The sequence below is a fragment of the Halomonas sp. RT37 genome (assembly GCF_040070525.1).
Classification (GTDB): domain Bacteria; phylum Pseudomonadota; class Gammaproteobacteria; order Pseudomonadales; family Halomonadaceae; genus Halomonas; species Halomonas litopenaei.
This window is the reverse complement of the sequence record NZ_CP098827.1, coordinates 2,101,843-2,120,221: the sequence shown is the minus strand read 5'-3', so window position 1 is coordinate 2,120,221 and position 18,379 is coordinate 2,101,843. Positions and strand designations below refer to the sequence as shown.

Genomic DNA, 18,379 nt, shown 5'->3' with positions numbered 1-18,379 from the left:
GCTGACAGCGCGAGGCGCCTGGGAGAAACAAACAGAAACGCCCGACTGGCCAAGCCAGTCGGGGCGTCGTCTTGTCGGTGAGACGTCAGTGAATGGGTAGCTAGCGCATCAAGCGTCGGTGGTCTGCGATACCCGACGATCAAGCAGGCTTCGCCAGCGCATCAACACCGGCGCATCGCTCAGGCTGACCTGGGACAGCAGGCGGCGAAACTCGCTTCGAACCGCATCGTCGTCGGGATCGACACACGTCAGCCAGACTTCCAGGGCCCCGAGCAATTGATGAAGGTTGCCGTCCCGCTCCGCCTGGGTGCGCGCCTGCTCGGCGAGGGTCCGTACCGCTTCGGCGTCGCGACCCAGGCGGTGGCGTACCAGCGCCAACTGGGTGGCAAGCTCCGGGACAAACAACGTCGTGCGCTCTCGGGCCATCAGCAGACACTGATCCAGATAGTCTTCGGCCTGCTCCAGCTCCCCCATGGCAAGACAGGCGTCCACGTACCACAGGTTCGGACGCTGACTCGGGTCCCGGCCGGTCACTTCTGCCAGTTCCTCGTGGGCCGCCTGAAGCTGCTGCAGGCCTTCACGACTCCCCGCCAACGCCTGCTGCCATCCCAGTACCGCACGGGAGGCGACCTGCCATAGGTGCAGATCGGAACTGCCGGTGAGCTCATACGCTCGCTGGGCCCGATTGGCCGCCTCGTGGACATGCCCAAGCTGGCGGTACAACGCGGAGGCGTACATCAGCGCCATCGCCAGACTGCCGGGATGATGGATCTCTTCCGCCAGGCGGATGGCCGATTCCACATGACGTTCCGCCCGCTGGTAGTCGCCACGCAGGCACAGCGCCCATCCCTGGAAGCAGGCAGCCGCCACCTGAGGGTGGTCAGAGAACGGCAACCACTCGATCATCATCGGCTTGTTCAGCGGATCCAGCTCTTCCAGATGGTCATAGGCCTGGCGAATTCTGCCAGCCCAGTACTCACAGCTTGCCCCGGCGTAGTCGGCCAGGCGCTGGTAGCGCGGGTCCTCAAGACGCAAGGCGAGATCGTTCAGCCGCGAGGCCAGCAGAAAGGCGTCGGCGTGGGCGTTGCGCTGGCTGCAGCCAACCCATAGTCCCCACTTGACCAGGAACGCCTGCTCGAGATCGTCCTCGTCCTCGAGGTCGGTGGCGCACTCAGCCAGCAGCTCGCGAGCCTTGACGAAGCTCTCGTGGGCGGTAGGCGAACCATGCCCCTCCAGGGCGAAAGCGGCCTGACCACGCACCGTCAGCAGGCTGATTTCACGCTCAGCCTGGGGCTCGACCTGGCGCAGACTGGCGAGGCCGGCGTCGGCCATCTTAAGTGCTGTGCGATTGGCACTGACCTTGAGCGCCTCCCGGGCGGCAAGCTCGAAGTAGCGCGCGCCTCGAGCGTAATGACCGCTGCGCCGCAGGTGCATGGCGAAGTCACCGGGATGACGACTGATCCACACCGGGAAACGCTCTTCGATCAACTGAACCACGCGGCGATGCATATCGACCCGCACGTCACGCGGACAGGAAAGATAGGCTGCCTCATGCAGAAGCTGGTGGGTGAACTGAAATTCTCGCGCCCCCACGTCACCATCGGACGGCTCGATGATCTCGAGTCGACGCATTTCTTCCAGCGCCCGGCTCAGCCGTTCCGGCTCCCAACCACTGCACTCGGCCAGAAAGTCGAAGCGGAAGTGGCGCCCCAGCACCGCCGCGATGTGTGCCACTTCGCGATCGCCATCCAGTTGATCGATGCGACTGGTCAACAGGCCAAGCAGGCCGTGGGGAAGTTCGTCGAGCTGGACGCTACGCCCTTCCCGCCGGTCCATGTCGAGACGACGACATATCTCCTGCAGGTAGAGCGGGACGCCATCGCAGCGCTCGATGATCTGGCCTCGCAGGCGCGGCGACAGATGCAGCCGATAGCGCCGAGCCAGCTGGGTCAACAGCCGCGATGACTGCATGGCATCGAGCCTGCCAAGCGCAATCTGCTGATCCCAGTGCAGTCGGGTGGGCAAGGATTCACGACCATGATGGCTGGCGATCAACAACAGCGGACAGTTGATCGGCAGCCGCGCCTGGAGGCCGGCCAGCACCTTGAACGATGGCTCGTCGACCCACTGCAGGTCGTCGATCATCAGTACCAGCGGACGTTCCTGTGACAGCTCATGAATCAGCCCATGCAGAAGCGCCACCACCGCTTCCACCGCCTCGCTGCTCTGCGCCAGCAGCGAGACTTCGTGAGGTTCGCGAATACCCATGGCCTCTTCAAGCCAACGAATATCGTCGTCATCCAGCTCGCTTAGCCCCAGGCGCTCGACCAACGCCGCCAGGCCCTCGCTGTCGATCTCGCCCCCCAGGTGCCAGCGCACCAGGTGGCGCGCCACACCATAGGATTCCTGCACCGACATGCGGGTGTTGGGCTGCCAGCAGATGGTGGCATCGCGACTCTGCTCAAGGTGACGAAACCCCACCAGCAGAGCCGACTTGCCAAGCCCGGAAGGCCCCTTCACCAGCACGCTCTGACGCAGACCGATACCGGCCCGCGCCAGGGCGTCGCGCAGCATGCGCAGCGCGTTTTCGCGCCCCACCAGGCTTGGCGGCGTCGCGTCACGGCCGCCCTCATTGGTGCCCAGCACCAGGGCACGCAGGCGGACTCGGCCGTCGCTTGCCACCAACCGGGAAAACAACCTCGGTTGCAGGTCCAGCGCCGGCGGCATGTGCTGGCTGGCCTCCTGAGAAATGACGAGTTCGCTGCCCTCGGCGGCGCTCATCAGGTCGAGTGCCCGCTGGGTCACCTGACCCAGCGGATCCACCAGGTGGCGCGACGGCAGATAGACCACCTGGCCGCTGTTCAGGCCCGCCGCCAGGGTCATGCGGGGCAGGCTCCCTTCACCGGTCCAGTGTCGCTGCGACTCTTCCGCCAACAGACGTCGACAGTGTTCGTACAGGGCCACCAGTTCGGCCAGCTGATGCGCCGGCCCATGGGTACCGAAACACGCAAGCCCCAGCCCGCCCGTGGCACCGGGCAACCAGAAGCCACCCAGATGGTGGCACTGCTTCTCGAGCCAGCGCATCAGTTCGATCTGTAATGCCAGACAGGCCCGCGTCTCGGCCCGGCTGCCCATGTCGCCGTCCAGTGTCAGGCGAATCGCCATGACCGACAGCTGCCGGTGCTCGACCTCCTCTTCGCCGAGCGGCGGACTGTCCATCGCCAGGGTCCGCGAGAAGGCGCCCTTGGGCGACAAGGACGGGTTTTCGGGCTGCCCGTCGGACCAGTAGCAAGCCAACTGCAGGAAACTGGGGTCTGGCTGTTGCCCGGACAGCGCCAGCAACTGCAGGAAGGCGTTGTACTGCTCATGCGCCGCCGCCATCTGGCCTTGCTCGGCCAGTTGGCGCACCAGCTTTTCATGAAAGGGAGCGTAGCCGGAAAATCGGCTGACCAGCTCCTGCAACAGCGCATCGGGGATGCTGCCTTCCTGGTCGAGCACGTCTTCAGCGAAGCGAATGACTCGCTGGCGCCACTCGTTGCGCACCTGAATCAGCCAACGCTGGAAGTCGGGACAGGCCGGCAGCTGCAGCTCCTCCACCAGGTCGCCTCGATACAACCCCAGCAATTCTTCCAGGGTGTCGATGTCACGACTACCCTCCAGTAGCCGCTGCAGGTCATGAACATCGAACCCCCATTGCACCGGCAGTTGAAAGGCGATGGTCTGGCGCGACACCGTCAACACCTTGTCGGCCTCATCCCCCAGCGACTGGCGCAGACAGTGAAGGGCATGTCTCAGGTTGGTGCGACCGGAGGACAACCCCTGGTCGGGCCACAGCAGTTCGGCCAGGGTCGCGCGGTTGACCGGCTGCTGATGCAGCAGCAGGTAGACCAGCAGCGCCTTGACCTTGTCGTAGCTGAATTGAACGAGGACATCGTCTCCCAGGTTGAGGGAAAAGTGCCCAAAGAGTGCCAGGTGGTCCTGGTCCGTTATCTGGGAAGCATCGTGTTGGGCGTCCCGCATGATGGTGTCCCTGCGTGGCGGTGCTATCGGCCTCAGGCCGGCACACCGCTGTGAAATCGAAAGGCGACGTCCGGGGTCGTCACAAGTTGCTCTTCGCGGGCCTTGAAGACCGCAATGCGCGCTTCTATCGGCGCGTCTGAAAGCTGGCTCGCCAGTGTGATGTAGTCCTCGAAGTGGCGTCCTTCCGACTTAACCAGACCTCGGTAGAACTTGGCAAGTTCGTCGTCGAGATGTGGAATAAGTCGCGCAAAGCGTTCACAACTGCGCGCCTCGATCAAGGCACCGACGATCAGCACATCCACCAGACGCTCCGGCTCATCGCGCCTGACCAGTTCCCTCAGTCCTTCAGCATAGCGCGATGCGCTGAGATGGCGGTACTCAATCCCCCTGGCGCGCATGATTTTCACGACCTGCTCGAAGTGCAGAAGCTCTTCACGAGCCAACTGCGACATCTTGGTCAGCAGGTCGACGTGATCCACGTAGCGATACATCAGACTCATGGCCGTGGACGCCGCTTTCTTCTCGCACTGGGCGTGATCGATCAACAACAGGGTTTCATTGTCCAGCGCCCACTCGACCCATGCATTCGGCGTCGCACACGGCAGGAAATCGAGAAGCTCCTCAGGCAGCGAGGTGTCATGGTCGGGGCTGATGGTGACATTCATGAAAGCGGTTTCCATTGCTGGGCCCCATCGGGCCCGGACTCGAGATGAAGTGTCCGACGTTCTTCGCCGGCCTGCTGAAGGGCCTGGCTGATGGCGGCGTACAACTGCTGAGGCTGGTCCGGCACACCTGGGCGCAGCGCGATGCCGTAGGCTGCCAGGTCGCCGATACGATCACGCCCCACCCGCAGCAGCTCTATCACCCGCGACGTCGCCGGCTGGGACGAACGAAAACGCACACGATGGCGTCGCATCTGGCGCTCCAGCAGGTCTTCGTCGATCACCTCGACGAAATTCGCGGCCACCTCGATACGCAGAGCGTCCAGTTCCCCGATCCGCCTCTCGCGCTCATCGCCATCCAGCGAGAACCAGCGCAGAATTTCCTGATCATGGCGCTGACAGCCACGGCAGACGTTATCGCCCACCGTGGTCGAACACAGCCCGACGCAGGGCGACACCACAACTTGGGTCATCGTCGGACACCTCATCGTGCTAAAAATTGAATCGGCACATGGTAACGCCTGCCTCGAGCGGACACACCCCTACCCCAGTCGAATAGGCACGAACCGGCCTCGGCGACCAAAGTTCAAAGCCCGTCATGACGGGCTCTCTTAACATTGTCGACAGTTTATTCTAGAATCCCGGCCACCGTTGACAGCGTGTCCCTCACGTTCGAGCGAGACGCGTTCGAGCGTGACCACCACAAACCAATGAGGGCCCCCACGTGCTTGAAGCCTATCGCCAACATGTCGAAGAGCGTGCCCAGGAAGGCATTCCCCCCAAGCCGCTGAACGCCGAACAGGTCGCCGAACTGGTCGAACTGCTCAAGGCGCCGCCCGCCGGAGAAGAAGAGACTGTCCTCGATCTGCTGACCAACCGCGTTCCGCCCGGGGTGGACGAGGCCGCCTACGTCAAGGCCGGTTTCCTGACCGCCCTGGCCAAGGGCGAAGCCGAATCTCCGCTCATCGACAAGGTGCATGCCGTCAAGCTGCTGGGCACCATGCAGGGTGGTTACAACATCGCGACCCTGGTCGAACTGCTCGATGATGCCGAGCTTGCCAAGGAAGCCGGCGAGCAGCTCAAGCACACCCTGCTGATGTTCGACGCCTTCCACGACGTCGCCGACCGCGCCAAGGCCGGCAACGAGGTGGCCAAGGACGTGATGCAGTCCTGGGCCGACGCCGAATGGTTCCTGTCCAAGCCGGCACTGGCCGACAAGATCACCCTGACCGTGTTCAAGGTGCCCGGCGAGACCAACACCGACGACCTGTCCCCGGCCCCCGACGCCTGGTCACGCCCGGATATTCCGCTGCACGCCAACGCCATGCTCAAGAACGAGCGTGACGGCATCGAGCCCGAAGTCCCCGGCACCAAGGGCCCCATGGCGCAGATCGAAGCGGTCAAGGCCAAGGGCTTCCCGGTGGCCTACGTCGGCGATGTGGTGGGTACCGGTTCCTCGCGCAAGTCCGCCACCAACTCGGTGCTGTGGTTCTTCGGCGACGACATCCCCAACGTGCCCAACAAGCGCGCCGGTGGCTTCTGCTTCGGCGGCAAGATCGCCCCGATCTTCTTCAACACCATGGAAGACGCCGGCGCCCTGCCGGTCGAGATGGATGTGTCGAAGATGGAAATGGGCGACGTCATCGACGTCTACCCTTATGAAGGCAAGGTCTGCCGTCACGACACCGACGAAGTGATCTCCACCTTCGAGCTGAAGACTCAGGTCATCCTCGACGAGGTCCGCGCAGGCGGTCGTATCCCGCTGATCATCGGTCGCGGTCTGACCGACAACGCCCGCAAGTCGCTGGGTCTGGAGCAGTCCGACGTCTTCCGTCTGCCCGAGCAGCCCAAGGACACCGGCAAGGGCTTCACCCTGGCCCAGAAGATGGTCGGCAAGGCCTGCGGCCTGGAAGGCGTGCGTCCCGGCATGTACTGCGAGCCGAAGATGACCACCGTCGGCTCTCAGGACACCACCGGTCCGATGACCCGTGACGAGCTCAAGGACCTGGCCTGCCTGGGCTTCCAGGCGGATCTGGTCATGCAGTCGTTCTGCCACACCAGTGCCTACCCGAAGCCGGTGGACGTGGAAACCCACCACACCCTGCCGGACTTCATCATGAACCGCGGCGGCGTATCGCTGCGCCCGGGCGACGGCATCATCCACTCCTGGCTGAACCGCATGCTGCTGCCGGACACCGTCGGCACCGGCGGTGACTCCCACACGCGTTTCCCGATGGGCATCTCCTTCCCGGCGGGCTCTGGTCTGGTGGCCTTCGCCGCCGCCACCGGTGTCATGCCGCTGGACATGCCGGAGTCCATCCTGGTGCGCTTCAAGGGCAAGCGTCAGCCTGGTGTCACCCTGCGTGACCTGGTCCATGCCATTCCCTACTACGCCATCCAGAAGGGACTTCTGACCGTCGAGAAGTCCGGCAAGAAGAACGCCTTCTCTGGTCGCGTGCTGGAGATCGAGGGCCTCGAGGATCTTACCGTCGAGCAGGCCTTCGAGCTGTCCGATGCCAGTGCCGAGCGCTCCGCGGCGGGCTGCACCATCACCCTGTCCGAAGACTCTGTCTCCGAGTACCTGAAGTCGAACATCACCCTGCTCAAGTGGATGATCGCCAATGGCTACGGTGACAAGCGCACCATCGAGCGTCGCATCCTGGCCATGGAAGAGTGGCTGGCCGATCCGAGCCTGATGCGCGCAGACGCCGACGCCGAGTATGCCGAGGTCATCGAGATCGACCTGGAGCAGCTCAAGGAGCCGGTACTGTGTGCCCCCAACGACCCGGACGACGCCCGTCTGCTGTCCGAGGTGGCAGGTCAGAGCATCGACGAGGTGTTCATCGGTTCGTGCATGACCAACATCGGTCACTTCCGCGCCGCCGGCAAGCTGCTCGAGAAGCAGCCCGCCGGCAGCCTGAAGACCAAGCTGTGGCTCGCCCCGCCGACCAAGATGGACCAGCACCAGCTGACCGAGGAAGGCTACTACGGCATCTACGGCCGCGCCGGCGCACGCATGGAAATGCCGGGTTGCTCGCTGTGCATGGGTAACCAGGCCCGCGTCGCCGCCAAGAGCACGGTGGTATCCACCTCCACCCGCAACTTCCCCAACCGTCTGGGTGATGGCGCCGACGTCTTCCTGGCCTCCGCCGAACTGGCCGCCGTGGCCGCCGTGGAAGGTCGCCTGCCGAGCGTCGATGAGTACCGTCGCTACATGGGCGAGTTCGACGCCATGGCCGGCGAGATCTATCGCTACATGAACTTCCACGAAATCGAGGAGTACCAGAAGGCCGCCTCGAACGTGATTCCGGTGGCTCAGGAAGCCTGAGTCATCTGACGGTCAACGGCTCGAGCCTGTCGCCAGACCGACTCGAGCCTTGAATCACAAGGAAGCGCCCCGGGGAGCGAGTTGCGTTCAACTCCCCGGGGCGCTTTTTCATGCCTTGCCAGCAAAGGCCGTGTCACTGGGTGGGCGGCTGACCGCCCACCCCATCTTCCCTCGCCTGCTTTACTCGCCTGCTTTACTCGACCCTCAACTGACCATCGTCGAGCAGATTCTGCAGGAAGGCGTCACCGTCTGCGCCCATCTGCACGCCCTGAAGCACAACGACCTGATCGGCGTTGACACCTCCAGCCGCCAGGTTGCCTTCGCTGCTGATGGACAACAGGGTATCGTCCCCGTCCTGACTGGCCTGAAGGTAGTCCGCCAGATTGTCCTCGTCGGCGCCCTGAAGAAGATCGGCAAGATCGAGCCGGTCGGCCTCGGCCTCAACGCCATACTCACCGACGGTGAAGTCGGCCACGGTATCCTGCGCCGGTGCCGTTGTGCTGCCCGCGTCACCAAACTCCCAGGCGAAGACATCGGCCCCGGCACCACCGACCAACAGATCATCATCGGCACCGCCGACCAGCAGGTCGTCGCCGCCGCCACCGATCAGGATGTCATCACCGGCACCGCCGGACAGGCTGTCGTTGCCACCGTCAGACCGATCCGCGATAGCCAGGGTCTCGACGTTGTCCCTGACGTAGTCGATGATCTGCTGATCCGTCGGCTCCGCCCCACCATTCACGCCCCACCTCAGGAACTCGACAAGGCCGAGATAACCCAAGCCATCGTGTTCTCCCGCCTGGAAACTCTCGCCACTGTCGCCATCCACCCAGGACAGTCCATCGCTGTTGACGGTATCGCCGAACAGGACATCGTCTCCCTCGTTGCCTGCCAGGACATCATCGCCGAGCGCGGCCAACTCGGCTTGGCTGCCTCCGCCAAACAGGGCCGCTTCCAGTTCTTCGGCGGTATTGACCACCTCCACCTGCCCGGTCTCGAGAATGTCTCCATCGTCGAGCAGGCGCTGCTCCAGTCGGATCTGATCGATATCAAGACTGTCGTTGGTGCGGTTGCCGCTGTCGACCAGGAACCGGAGACGATACTCCCCCGTCTCGAGAAAGCCGGTATCGACCGTCGTCCAGTTCGGGGCGTAGGTCAGTGAACTGCTGGCGTACTCCTGCCATTGGCCACCTTCGCGCACCTCGACCACATAACCCATCGAATCGTTCGACTGACTGAACACACTGGTGCTGTAGCGAAACAGCAGCGAGGTGTACAGCTGGTCATCGGGATCGTCATCGACGAAGAAAGAGGTACTGACCACTTCCGCCGCCTGGTTGTCATTAGCGTTGTCCCTGATCCGCAACTTGCCCCCGAACTGGGCTGCCACCGTGTTGGCGTCGGAGACCTTGGTCCAGGTCTCTACCCTCAGCGCGTCCGTCGAACCGCGCGTGAAATTGGCAAGCCTGACACCATCGACCACGGTGCCCTGGTAAGACAGCGCCCCGGTGCCCGACACATCCGTATTGTCGAAAAACTCGAGAACATCTTCCCTGGTCGCATCACCGATGCCGACCGCTCGCACGCTACTGAGCGCGGCCAGCTCGGTATAGGCGTCGGCGGCCTCCTTGATGGCGGTGGCGTCGATCGCTGTGGCGCTCACCGTGCGTCCGGCATCATCCGTGTAGTGTGTGGGCCCACCATCGGTCAGGATGAAGCTCAGGTCCTCAAAGTCGGCGAACCGGGGATCGGCGTCCTGCGCCGCCAGCCATCCAGATGCAGTGCGAATGCCGGCTTCCAGATTGGTGCCGCCCTCCGCCCTGAAACCGTCGATGAAGCTCACCACCTTGGCGATATCGTCAGCGCTGTTGAGGTCGATGACGATATGATCGACGGCATTGGTGCCAAAATCGACGATCTGCAGGTTGATCTGGCCGTCATGGGCCACCAGGTCGGTCAACAGGTTCTTGAGCGCCGCCTGAACCAGCTCGAGTCGACTCAGGCCTGGCGTCCCCGACGGCACCACCATGCTGCCGGTGGTATCGACAATCAGCGAAATGTTGTAGTTGGTGGCCGGCGTCAGCACCGCCTCCAGGCCACCTCGATCACCGATCAGCACGTCGCCACCGGCCCCTGTCGCTTCGTTATCGTCGTCGTTGTCCCCCACCACCAGTTCGTCCGCAGGACCTTCGACGCTGACCGTCGCTTCGGCCTCGGCGCTATCCCCATCGTTGTCGGTCAGGGTGTAATCGATCACCGCCTGCCCGCCAAAGGTCGGGTTGGGGACGAAGGTCAGCGATCCGTCGGTGTTCACGCTTACCGTACCGACGCTGTCTCCTCCACGCACCGCAGCCGCCGTCACGCTTGCCCCATCGGCACCCGCTTGATCGTTGTCGAGCACCTCGATGACCACCGGCGCGCCGCCGCTCGCGCTTGCCGCGTCGTCCGCCGCCAGCGGCGAATCGTCGTCGACCACGACATTCAAGCTGCCCTGGGCTTCGTCGCCGTCACTATCGCTGACGACGTAGTTCAGGGTCAGATCAATGTCATCCTCGGAGCCAGGGTCGCTGTGGTCCAGCGGACCGGCCAGGGTGACCTGATAGGCACCCGTGAGCAGATTGGTCAGTACCGCCGTCAAGACGACGCTGCCGCCTGCGCTGCCCACCAGCTGGCGACCATCGCCGCTGAGCGAGAACATGACCGGCGTGCCCCCGGAGGTCAGCCCGCTCGGACTCGGGGCCAACCAGCGGAAGTCGCCGGCGCCATCCGTGCCGGCATCGTAGCCAAGTACTCCGGCCACCTGAGTCGCTTCACCCGCGACATCGTCGATACCCCCCGCGATACCTCCCGCCAGGCCATCCTCATCGACCACTGCCACGGGCACGTCATCACCACTCGGCGTCGTCGGGGTACCGTCGGCGTCCACGATGATCGTCCACTCGGCAAAGCGAGGGTCGCCATCGCCGTCGGTCAGGGTGTAACGCACGGTGGCCACACCACTCTGGCCGGGGTCGGGGGTAAAGGTCAGGGTGCCATCCTGGTTGAGCACTACCGAGCCGGTAACCTCGCTGTCTCCCACCACATTGGCGGCTGTCACGCGGCCACCATCGGCGCCGACGGCATCATTGGCCAGCACGTCCAGGGTCACCGCAGCACCATTGTCGGATACCGAGCTGTCATCCTCGGTCTCTGCGGTGTCGTCATCGATGAGCAGCTCGAGCTGCCCCTGAGCGGTGTCACCGTCGGCGTCGGTGACCGTGTAGGACAGACCAAGGAAGATATTGTCCTCGCTGAACGGCCGCAGATGATCGATGGGTCGATGCAGAACGGCGCGAGCCACGTCCGAGCCGTCTTCCAGACTCACCGTAATGACACTCTCGCCGGCCTCGTTGCGGCCGATCAGGCCACGCCCCCCATCGACCACCTCAAAGCTCACCTCGCTACCCTGGGAGGTGAGGCCATCGAGATCACTGCGAGGATTGTCGTCGGTAGGGCTCTGGGGGCCTGCGGTCAGCGCGATGTCCGCACTCCAGGCGAAGCCGCCTCCCGCCGCCGGTCCATCGGCACCAAAGTCAATCTGGAGGTCCCTCACGGCGCTGATCGGCTCACCGACCACGTCGCCATTGCCGCCGGCATTACCCCCTGGCAATCCATCCTCATCGAGCACGATGCGATGCACATCACTGGTCACCGGCTTGCCATCGGTGTCCTCGACCTTGACGGTCCAGTGGCCGACCATCGGGTCTCCGTCGCAGTCCAGCACCTTGTACTTGATGCGGGCGGTGCCGCTGAAATCGTCAGCGGGGGTGAAGGTCAGCGTCTGGTCGTCATTGATCACCACCTGCCCTTGGCCGGATACTACTTCGGCACTGACCAGGTGCCCCAGGTCGGCGCCCGGGCTGTCATTGGCCAGCACATCCGCGCTCACCGACTCGCCGGACCCGGCGCTGGAATAGTCGTCGACGACCACTGGGGTGTCGTCGTCGACGGTGACCACCAGATAGCCCTTGGCCTCGCTGCCATCGGCATCCTTCACCACATAGCCGAGCGACAGATCGATGTCGTCCTCGGTGCCGGTGGCGAAGTGATCCAGCGGGCGCAGTAGGGACACCGTCACCAGATCCGAGTCATCTGCGCGCACCACCGTGAACACGGCTTCGCCGCTCACCTCGTCACGGCCGGTCAGGCTGAGGCCGTCGGCCGACACCTCGTAGACGACGGCGCTGCCCTGGCTCTGCAGATTGGTCGGCAGGCCGTCCGTGGTCCAGTAGAAGGCCCCGCTGGCGGCAGGTCCATCGGCACCAAAGTCATAGCCAAGCCGCGCGCTGGCGCTGGTGGCCTCACCGGCCACGTCCTCAGGGCCTCCGGGGTTGCCCCCAGCCAGGCCGTCCTCGTCGAGCACCACCGACGGAGACCGGGTGTAGGGGTCATCATCGCTCGTTGGCGTTGTGGGGACATTGGCGTCGGTGATCTCTACCGTGACCTTCGCCCGTCCGCGGTCCCCATCGTTATCGATGGGCCTGAGGGTGAACTCGAGCTCCGGATGGGTGGTCTGGTCGAGCCCGTCCCTGGCCTCGAACTCCCAGCTACCGTCGGAGTTCACGATCAGGGTGCCCACCGACAACTCGATGGGTGTGTCCAGACGGTAGAAGCCGATCTCCTCCGACACGTAGACGCGCATTTCACGCAGACCATCGGCGCCAGCATTGACCGACCAGGTACCGCGCGCCACCTCCCCTTCGGCCACCGAGCTCGGTGCCGTGGCGGTGGCATCGGGCACGTCATCCTTGACGAAAATCCGCAGATTGTCGCTCTGCACCCCTTGGCTTCCCCCGTTCACTTCCACCTTGAACGGATCGTTGATGCCCTCGTCGCCGCGCCCCTGGGAACGGTGATCGTCAGAGTTGTCGGTCAACTGGTAGTCCCAGCGATAGTTGCCCTGGGCGTCCACCGCCACCGTCAGGGTGCCAAAGTCACCGCTGAGGCTGCCGCCACCGGTCAGGTCGACACCGTTGACGACAAAGCCCTCGATCTGTCCTCCTGGCGGCCGCTCATAGACGCCCCCTACCGAGGTCGCAACGGCACCCGCCCGGGTGCCGTCATCCAGCCCCGCCTCATCCACCCTGAAATCACTGCTCTGGTTCGCCATGACGCCATCCCCTGTGTCGATGCCAAGAAGGAAAGACGCCGGGTCCGCGGCTTGCACGATCAACGCACGACTGGAGCTTGGCCGAGTGACGCCTTTCACCTGGCCAAAGATATGCGGACGGCTGGCATTGCGACGGCCGAACTTGGTCATCGCCGATGGCTTATGCGGAAATCGGCAATGACCTCAAGATCCCCTTATCCGCAACGGATCTTTGGATTCAAGGGGCGAGCCTGGCCACACCGCTATCGCGCTGGCGTCTCCGGCTTCCCCCGTGGCTTGCAGCGCTGCATAGTACCGGCCTTGCACGACCGACCCTCGGCCCGGCCCGCTATCGATTCGCCAGCACCACGAAAGATCAGCGCCGGTCTGATGCCGGAATCATGAGAGGAACTCACCAACAGCGAACGGAGGCCAACGACATGCACTCGCACTCGGGTGCCAGGCAAATCATCGTACCTTCAGTGGAAAAAGATCAGGCGGATTGCCAGGGCGTTTCGCCAAGGCATCGATCACATCTCTGGGCTGAACGTGGACAAGCCGGTGAAACGACGCCACTTTTCAACGACCGATTTGACGACTCGCGCACAATTTATCAGAGATCACCGAAATCCATTCCCACGCTCGACCTCCTCAGCCCGTCATCCCCCGGGGGCTGGATAACATCGACACCTGTGGCATCATGCCAGGACTAGCCACGGAGACGCTCCAATGACCCAGATTGTCACGCCCGATATCTGCGACGCCTACCCAGAGGTGGCGGTGTGCGACCCGATCTTCGTCAACTACGGGGGCCAGGAGGCCTTCTTCGGCCCGGTGAAAACGGTCAAGTGCTTCGAAGACAACTCGCTGGTCAAGCAGGCGGTCGCCGAACCAGGAGACGGCGCAGTGCTGGTGGTGGACGCAGGCGGGTCAACCCGCTGCGCCATGCTCGGCGACATGCTCGCGGAACAGGCGGCCGGCAATGGCTGGGCCGGGGTGATCATGTATGGCTGCGTGCGCGACGTGGACATCCTGGCGGAGACCGATCTGGGCATCCAGGCCCTCGGCGCCCACCCACGCAAGAGCGAGAAGCGCGGCGAAGGCCAGCGTGATGTTCCCGTCGCCTTCGCCGGTGTCGACTTCGCACCGGGCCAATGGGTCTACGCCGACAACAACGGCATTCTAGTCGCCGAGTCCCGCCTCGAACTCGATTGACGGGTCATCGCTCTTCCTTGGTCCACCGACCGCCGGGGGTCCTGTGACCCCCACCACTGACGCCATCGCTCACTCGGTGGGTCCTCGGCGCGCAGCGCCCCCTGCTCCTGCTACCCACGTCCAACGGCACACTTTAGACTCATGACGCTTGCCAGGGATGTCTACACCAGCCTGCATGACCACCTGCGTCCTCTGCTGGCCTACCATCTGCTGTTCACGCTGTTCGCCTCGGCTGCATTGCTGCCGGCCATGGGCTGGCTGCTGGCCGGCTGGCTATCGCGGGTTGGCCGCCCCCTGGTCACCACGGTGGATGCGGTCGAACTGCTGCTGTCGCCGCTCGGCTTCAGCTGGATCCTCGCCTTTGCCGTCATCCTGCTGACGCTGCTTTACCTGCAGCAGGCCGGGATGATGCTGGTGGCGGTGGAGCGCCAGGGCTCCCACGCGCGCCAGGCCTTGATCGCCCTGTGGCAGAGTCTGCATCGTCTTCCCAGGCTGTTGGGCCTCGCCAGCCTGCAGGTGTCGATTCACCTGCTGGCCCTGACCCTCGTCGCCGCCTGTGCCAGCCTGGTCCACGATTCCCTGCTCGGTCACCTGGATCCCTACTATGTGCGGCGGGTGCGCCCACCGGCCTTCTGGCTCTACACCTCGACCCTGCTTCCGCTGGTCGGACTCTGGGCCGCGCTGGCGGCGCGACTCTACATCCGATGGTGGCTGGCGCTGCCCTGCGTGGTACTGGAGGGTCTCTCGCCTGTCGCAGCGATGCGCCGCAGCTACCAGTTGACCCGGCACCGCCAGGGAGGACTTGCGCGGGTCATCTTTTCGATGCTGGCGGTACTGCTGGTGCTGCCGTCGGCGGTATCGATCGCCTTCAGCGCCTGGGTCGCCCCCCTCTTGTCGACACTGCCCGAGATCGGCGCGGTGGTCATCACGACCATGTTGCTGGTGGTCACCGCCGCGACCCTGCTGACGCTCAGTGTCGCCTTCGCGGTGATCGTGCTCAACGCCCTGCTGGCGACCTGCCTGTACCTGCGCCGCGCCCATCGCCTGCCGCGCCCCGATCCTCCACCGGCTGACGCCCACCCGGGGCGGTTGGCCTGGGCGGTGGAGGTCGGCATCCTGGTATTCGCTGTCTCCCAGGCGTGGCTGATGGTGGAGCGACAGGAGCTCAATGACGAGGTCGAGGTGATCGCCCACCGGGGCAGTTCGGAGGTAGCGCCTGAGAACAGCCTGTCGGCCATCCGTCAGGCCCTGGAAGACGGCGCCGATCAGATCGAGATCGATGTGCGCCTGAGTGCCGACGGCAGCGTGGTGCTGAGCCACGATGCCACGCTGCAGCGTCTTGCGGGAGACCCGCGGCGGGTCACCGACCTGAACTGGCAGGAGTTGGCAACGCTGGATGTCGGATCAGGCTTCAGCCATGCCTTCGCCGGCGAACGCCTGGCCAGGCTCGACCAGGCCCTGGCTGCGGTGCGTGGCCGCGCCGACCTGATCATCGAGCTCAAGCCGAGCCGTGGCCAGGAACAGGCGCTGATCGAGGCGGTCGTGGCAGAGCTCGACGCCGAACGCCGCTGGCGCCTGCACTGCCGAGACCAGGCAGAAGACCGCCTGGCGCGCATGATCTGTGGCGATCCCAGGCTATTCGAGACCACTTGGCTTGCGTCCTTGTCGTACCGTCAGATCCATCTGATCGACGCCCAGGAACCTCGCGCCAGGACACTGCTGCTGGCAGAGTGGGCCCTGCCCGGCAGCCTGCCGCAGCGTCGCTTCGACGGGCTCGGCCTGCGCAACAGCCAGATCGACGATGATCAACTGCGACGCGCCCACCTCAACCAGACGCCGCTCTACGCCTGGACGGTCAACGATCCTGGCCGCATGGCCAGACTTATCGACATGGGCGTGGACGGCATCATCACCGACCGCCCCGAAAGACTCAGCGCGCTGCTGCGCGAACGACGCAGGATGAGCGACGCCGAGCTACTGCTGACCAAGCTGCGCCACTGGCTGGCCGACGACTGAACGAAGAACCCCCGCCCCGGCGGTAGCCGGGAGCGGGGGCAACATCAGTCCGTGAAGCGAATGGCGCGCTTCAATCGCCCATCACGACGCCTTCACGGCGGGGATCAGCCCCCCCATAGAAGCCGTCTTCGGTGACCTTCAGCGCCTGCAGACCGCTGGTCAACTCGCGGGTCTCGACCTCGTGGCCAAGCCCCCGCAGATCGCGCAGCGTGGCCTCGGGGAAGCGGCCCTGCTCCAGATAGACGGTGCCACCGGTGGTGATCGCATGGGGCAGATCGAGCGCCTGCTGGGCGTCCACACCACGCGTAAGCATGGCATCCAGTGTCTGGGCGGTGTAGTGGATGATCGCCGCGCCTCCGGGAGACCCGAGGCTCGCTACCAGCTCGCCGCTCTCACGCTCGAACACCAGCGTCGGACTCATGCTCGAACGCGGCCGCTTGCCGGGCTGCACCCGATTGGCGATCGGTGTGCCCTGCTCATCCGTCGGCGTGAAGGAAAAGTCGGTCAACTCATTGTTGAGCAGATAGCCGCCATCAAGCTCACCGCCACCGTTGGCCATGATGCGCGAACCAAACGCCTGCTCGATGCTCGAGGTCATGGCGACCGCCTGGCCCCGGGGGTCGACGATGCTGATATGGCTGGTGCCGTGCTCGGGCTGCTGGGGCTGAGAGGCATAGGCGGTCTCCAGCGAACCGGGGTTGCCGGGGCGCGCCTCGCCGCTACCCATGCTCTGCTGCTTGATCAGCTCGGCGCGCTTGGCCAGATAGTCCGGTGCCAGCAGCGTGTTCCAGTCACCGCCGGGGGGTTCGACAAAATCGCTGTCACCGATGTAGCGGCCGCGATCGGCAAAGGCCAGGCGCGAGGCCTCGAGAAACGGATGTAGCCAATCCACCGTGGGTACGCCCTCGTGGATGGCGGTCTCGATCTCCGGCAAGGCCTCCATCATGCCGAGTATCTGCATCACGGTCAGGTGTCCCGATGAGGGTGGCGGGAAGCCGCAGACCTCCCATTCACGCCAGGGGGTGCATAGCGGCTCACGCTCGAGTGCTGCGTAACCCGCCATGTCCTCGAGACTCAGGGTACCGGGCAGCTCCGGGTGATTCTGCACCCGGGACACCAGATCCTCGGCAAACTCGCCGGTGTGAAGCGCAGAGCTGCCCTCCTCGGCCACCTTGGTCAGAATCGCCGCCAAAGCGGGATTGCGTAGGGTCGTTCCCACCTCAAGCGGCTCGCCCTGGTCATCGAAGAAGTAGGCCCCGGCGATCTCGTCCTCAGCAAGGCTTGGCGTCGACACCAGGCTCTGATGCAGACGCGGGCTGATCTCGAAACCTTCCGTGGCCAGGGTGATGGCCGGCGCAAACAGTGACTTCCACGGCAGCTCGCCGTATTCGTCGTGCGCCAGCTCCAGCATCCTCAAGGTACCGGGCACCCCCACCGAACGCCCGCTCTCGACGGCGGTCATGAAGTCGATCGGATCGCCGTCGGCATTCAGAAACAGGGACTCGTCGGCGCCCAACGGGGCCTTTTCACGGCCATCGAAGGCGTGGACCTCTTCCCCGTCGAACAGCATCAGAAAGGAACCACCGCCGATGCCGCTGGACTGGGGTTCCACCAGCGTCAGTACCATCTGCACCGCGATGGCGGCATCGATGGCCGAGCCTCCGGCCTTGATCACCTGATAGCCGGCGTCGGTGGCCAGAGGGTTCGCCGCCGCCACCGCAAAGGACGAGGTCGACCAGCCGGGCTTCTCCTGGTAGCCGGAACTCGATTCCGGCGAGATGTCCGGACGAGCGTATTCAAACCCCTCCTGGGCAAGAGCCGGTGTCGTCAGCAGGCCGGCCAGCAGCAGATTGCCGCAAACGATGGAAGACGCCAGACGCGCCAACCGTGGCGAAGTACGCGATGTCATCACCGCTCCTTTTGTGATGAGTAATACGGGAGAGTCTTGATTGCTTGATTCAGCATAGGCCCTGAGCGTCGAGACGGCACGCAGGCTCGCTGTCATGTACG

At 64.3% G+C, this 18,379-nt stretch carries 8 protein-coding genes; 3 read left to right on the top strand and 5 right to left on the bottom strand.

Going from position 1 to position 18,379, the window contains the following annotated elements:
* Nucleotides 1-108 precede the first annotated feature (108 nt).
* From NFG58_RS09040 to NFG58_RS09030, 3 genes are read right to left on the bottom strand one after another with little or no spacing between them, the layout of a single operon-like run.
* Nucleotides 109-4,020: an AAA family ATPase gene (locus NFG58_RS09040; protein WP_348828021.1), complete on the bottom strand. Its 3,912-nt coding sequence runs from the start codon at nucleotides 4,018-4,020 to the stop codon at nucleotides 109-111.
* 32 nt (nucleotides 4,021-4,052) lie between these two features.
* Nucleotides 4,053-4,685, bottom strand: a complete 633-nt coding sequence (locus NFG58_RS09035) for a tRNA-(ms[2]io[6]A)-hydroxylase (protein ID WP_045994931.1) — start codon at nucleotides 4,683-4,685, stop codon at nucleotides 4,053-4,055.
* Complete coding sequence (locus NFG58_RS09030) at nucleotides 4,682-5,155, bottom strand: DUF1289 domain-containing protein (RefSeq protein ID WP_348828019.1); 474 nt, start codon at nucleotides 5,153-5,155, stop codon at nucleotides 4,682-4,684. Before NFG58_RS09030 ends, NFG58_RS09035 begins: the two co-directional genes overlap by 4 nt.
* Before the next feature lie 251 nt (nucleotides 5,156-5,406).
* Here NFG58_RS09030 and acnB point away from each other — a divergent pair, with 251 nt between their 5' ends.
* A complete protein-coding gene (gene acnB / locus NFG58_RS09025) occupies nucleotides 5,407-8,010 on the top strand; it encodes a bifunctional aconitate hydratase 2/2-methylisocitrate dehydratase (RefSeq protein WP_348828018.1) in 2,604 nt (867 codons plus the stop codon).
* 193 nt (nucleotides 8,011-8,203) lie between these two features.
* Here the strand turns inward: acnB and NFG58_RS09020 are convergent, their stop codons facing one another.
* The gene (locus NFG58_RS09020; RefSeq protein WP_348828017.1) at nucleotides 8,204-13,159 is read right to left on the bottom strand and encodes a tandem-95 repeat protein; all 4,956 of its coding nucleotides are present in this window, start codon (nucleotides 13,157-13,159) and stop codon (nucleotides 8,204-8,206) included.
* A 708-nt stretch (nucleotides 13,160-13,867) separates the two neighbouring features.
* Between NFG58_RS09020 and rraA the strand changes: the two genes are divergently transcribed.
* Together rraA and NFG58_RS09010 are read left to right on the top strand one after the other, a co-directional pair.
* Complete coding sequence (rraA, locus tag NFG58_RS09015; RefSeq protein ID WP_045994927.1) at nucleotides 13,868-14,353, top strand: ribonuclease E activity regulator RraA; 486 nt, start codon at nucleotides 13,868-13,870, stop codon at nucleotides 14,351-14,353.
* 141 nt (nucleotides 14,354-14,494) lie between these two features.
* Nucleotides 14,495-16,369 carry a glycerophosphodiester phosphodiesterase family protein gene (locus NFG58_RS09010; protein ID WP_108447825.1) on the top strand — a complete coding sequence of 625 codons (1,875 nt, stop codon included), beginning with the start codon at nucleotides 14,495-14,497 and terminating at the stop codon, nucleotides 16,367-16,369.
* 70 nt (nucleotides 16,370-16,439) lie between these two features.
* Here the strand turns inward: NFG58_RS09010 and ggt are convergent, their stop codons facing one another.
* Complete coding sequence (gene ggt / locus NFG58_RS09005; RefSeq protein ID WP_348828016.1) at nucleotides 16,440-18,278, bottom strand: gamma-glutamyltransferase; 1,839 nt, start codon at nucleotides 18,276-18,278, stop codon at nucleotides 16,440-16,442.
* Nucleotides 18,279-18,379 lie beyond the last annotated feature (101 nt).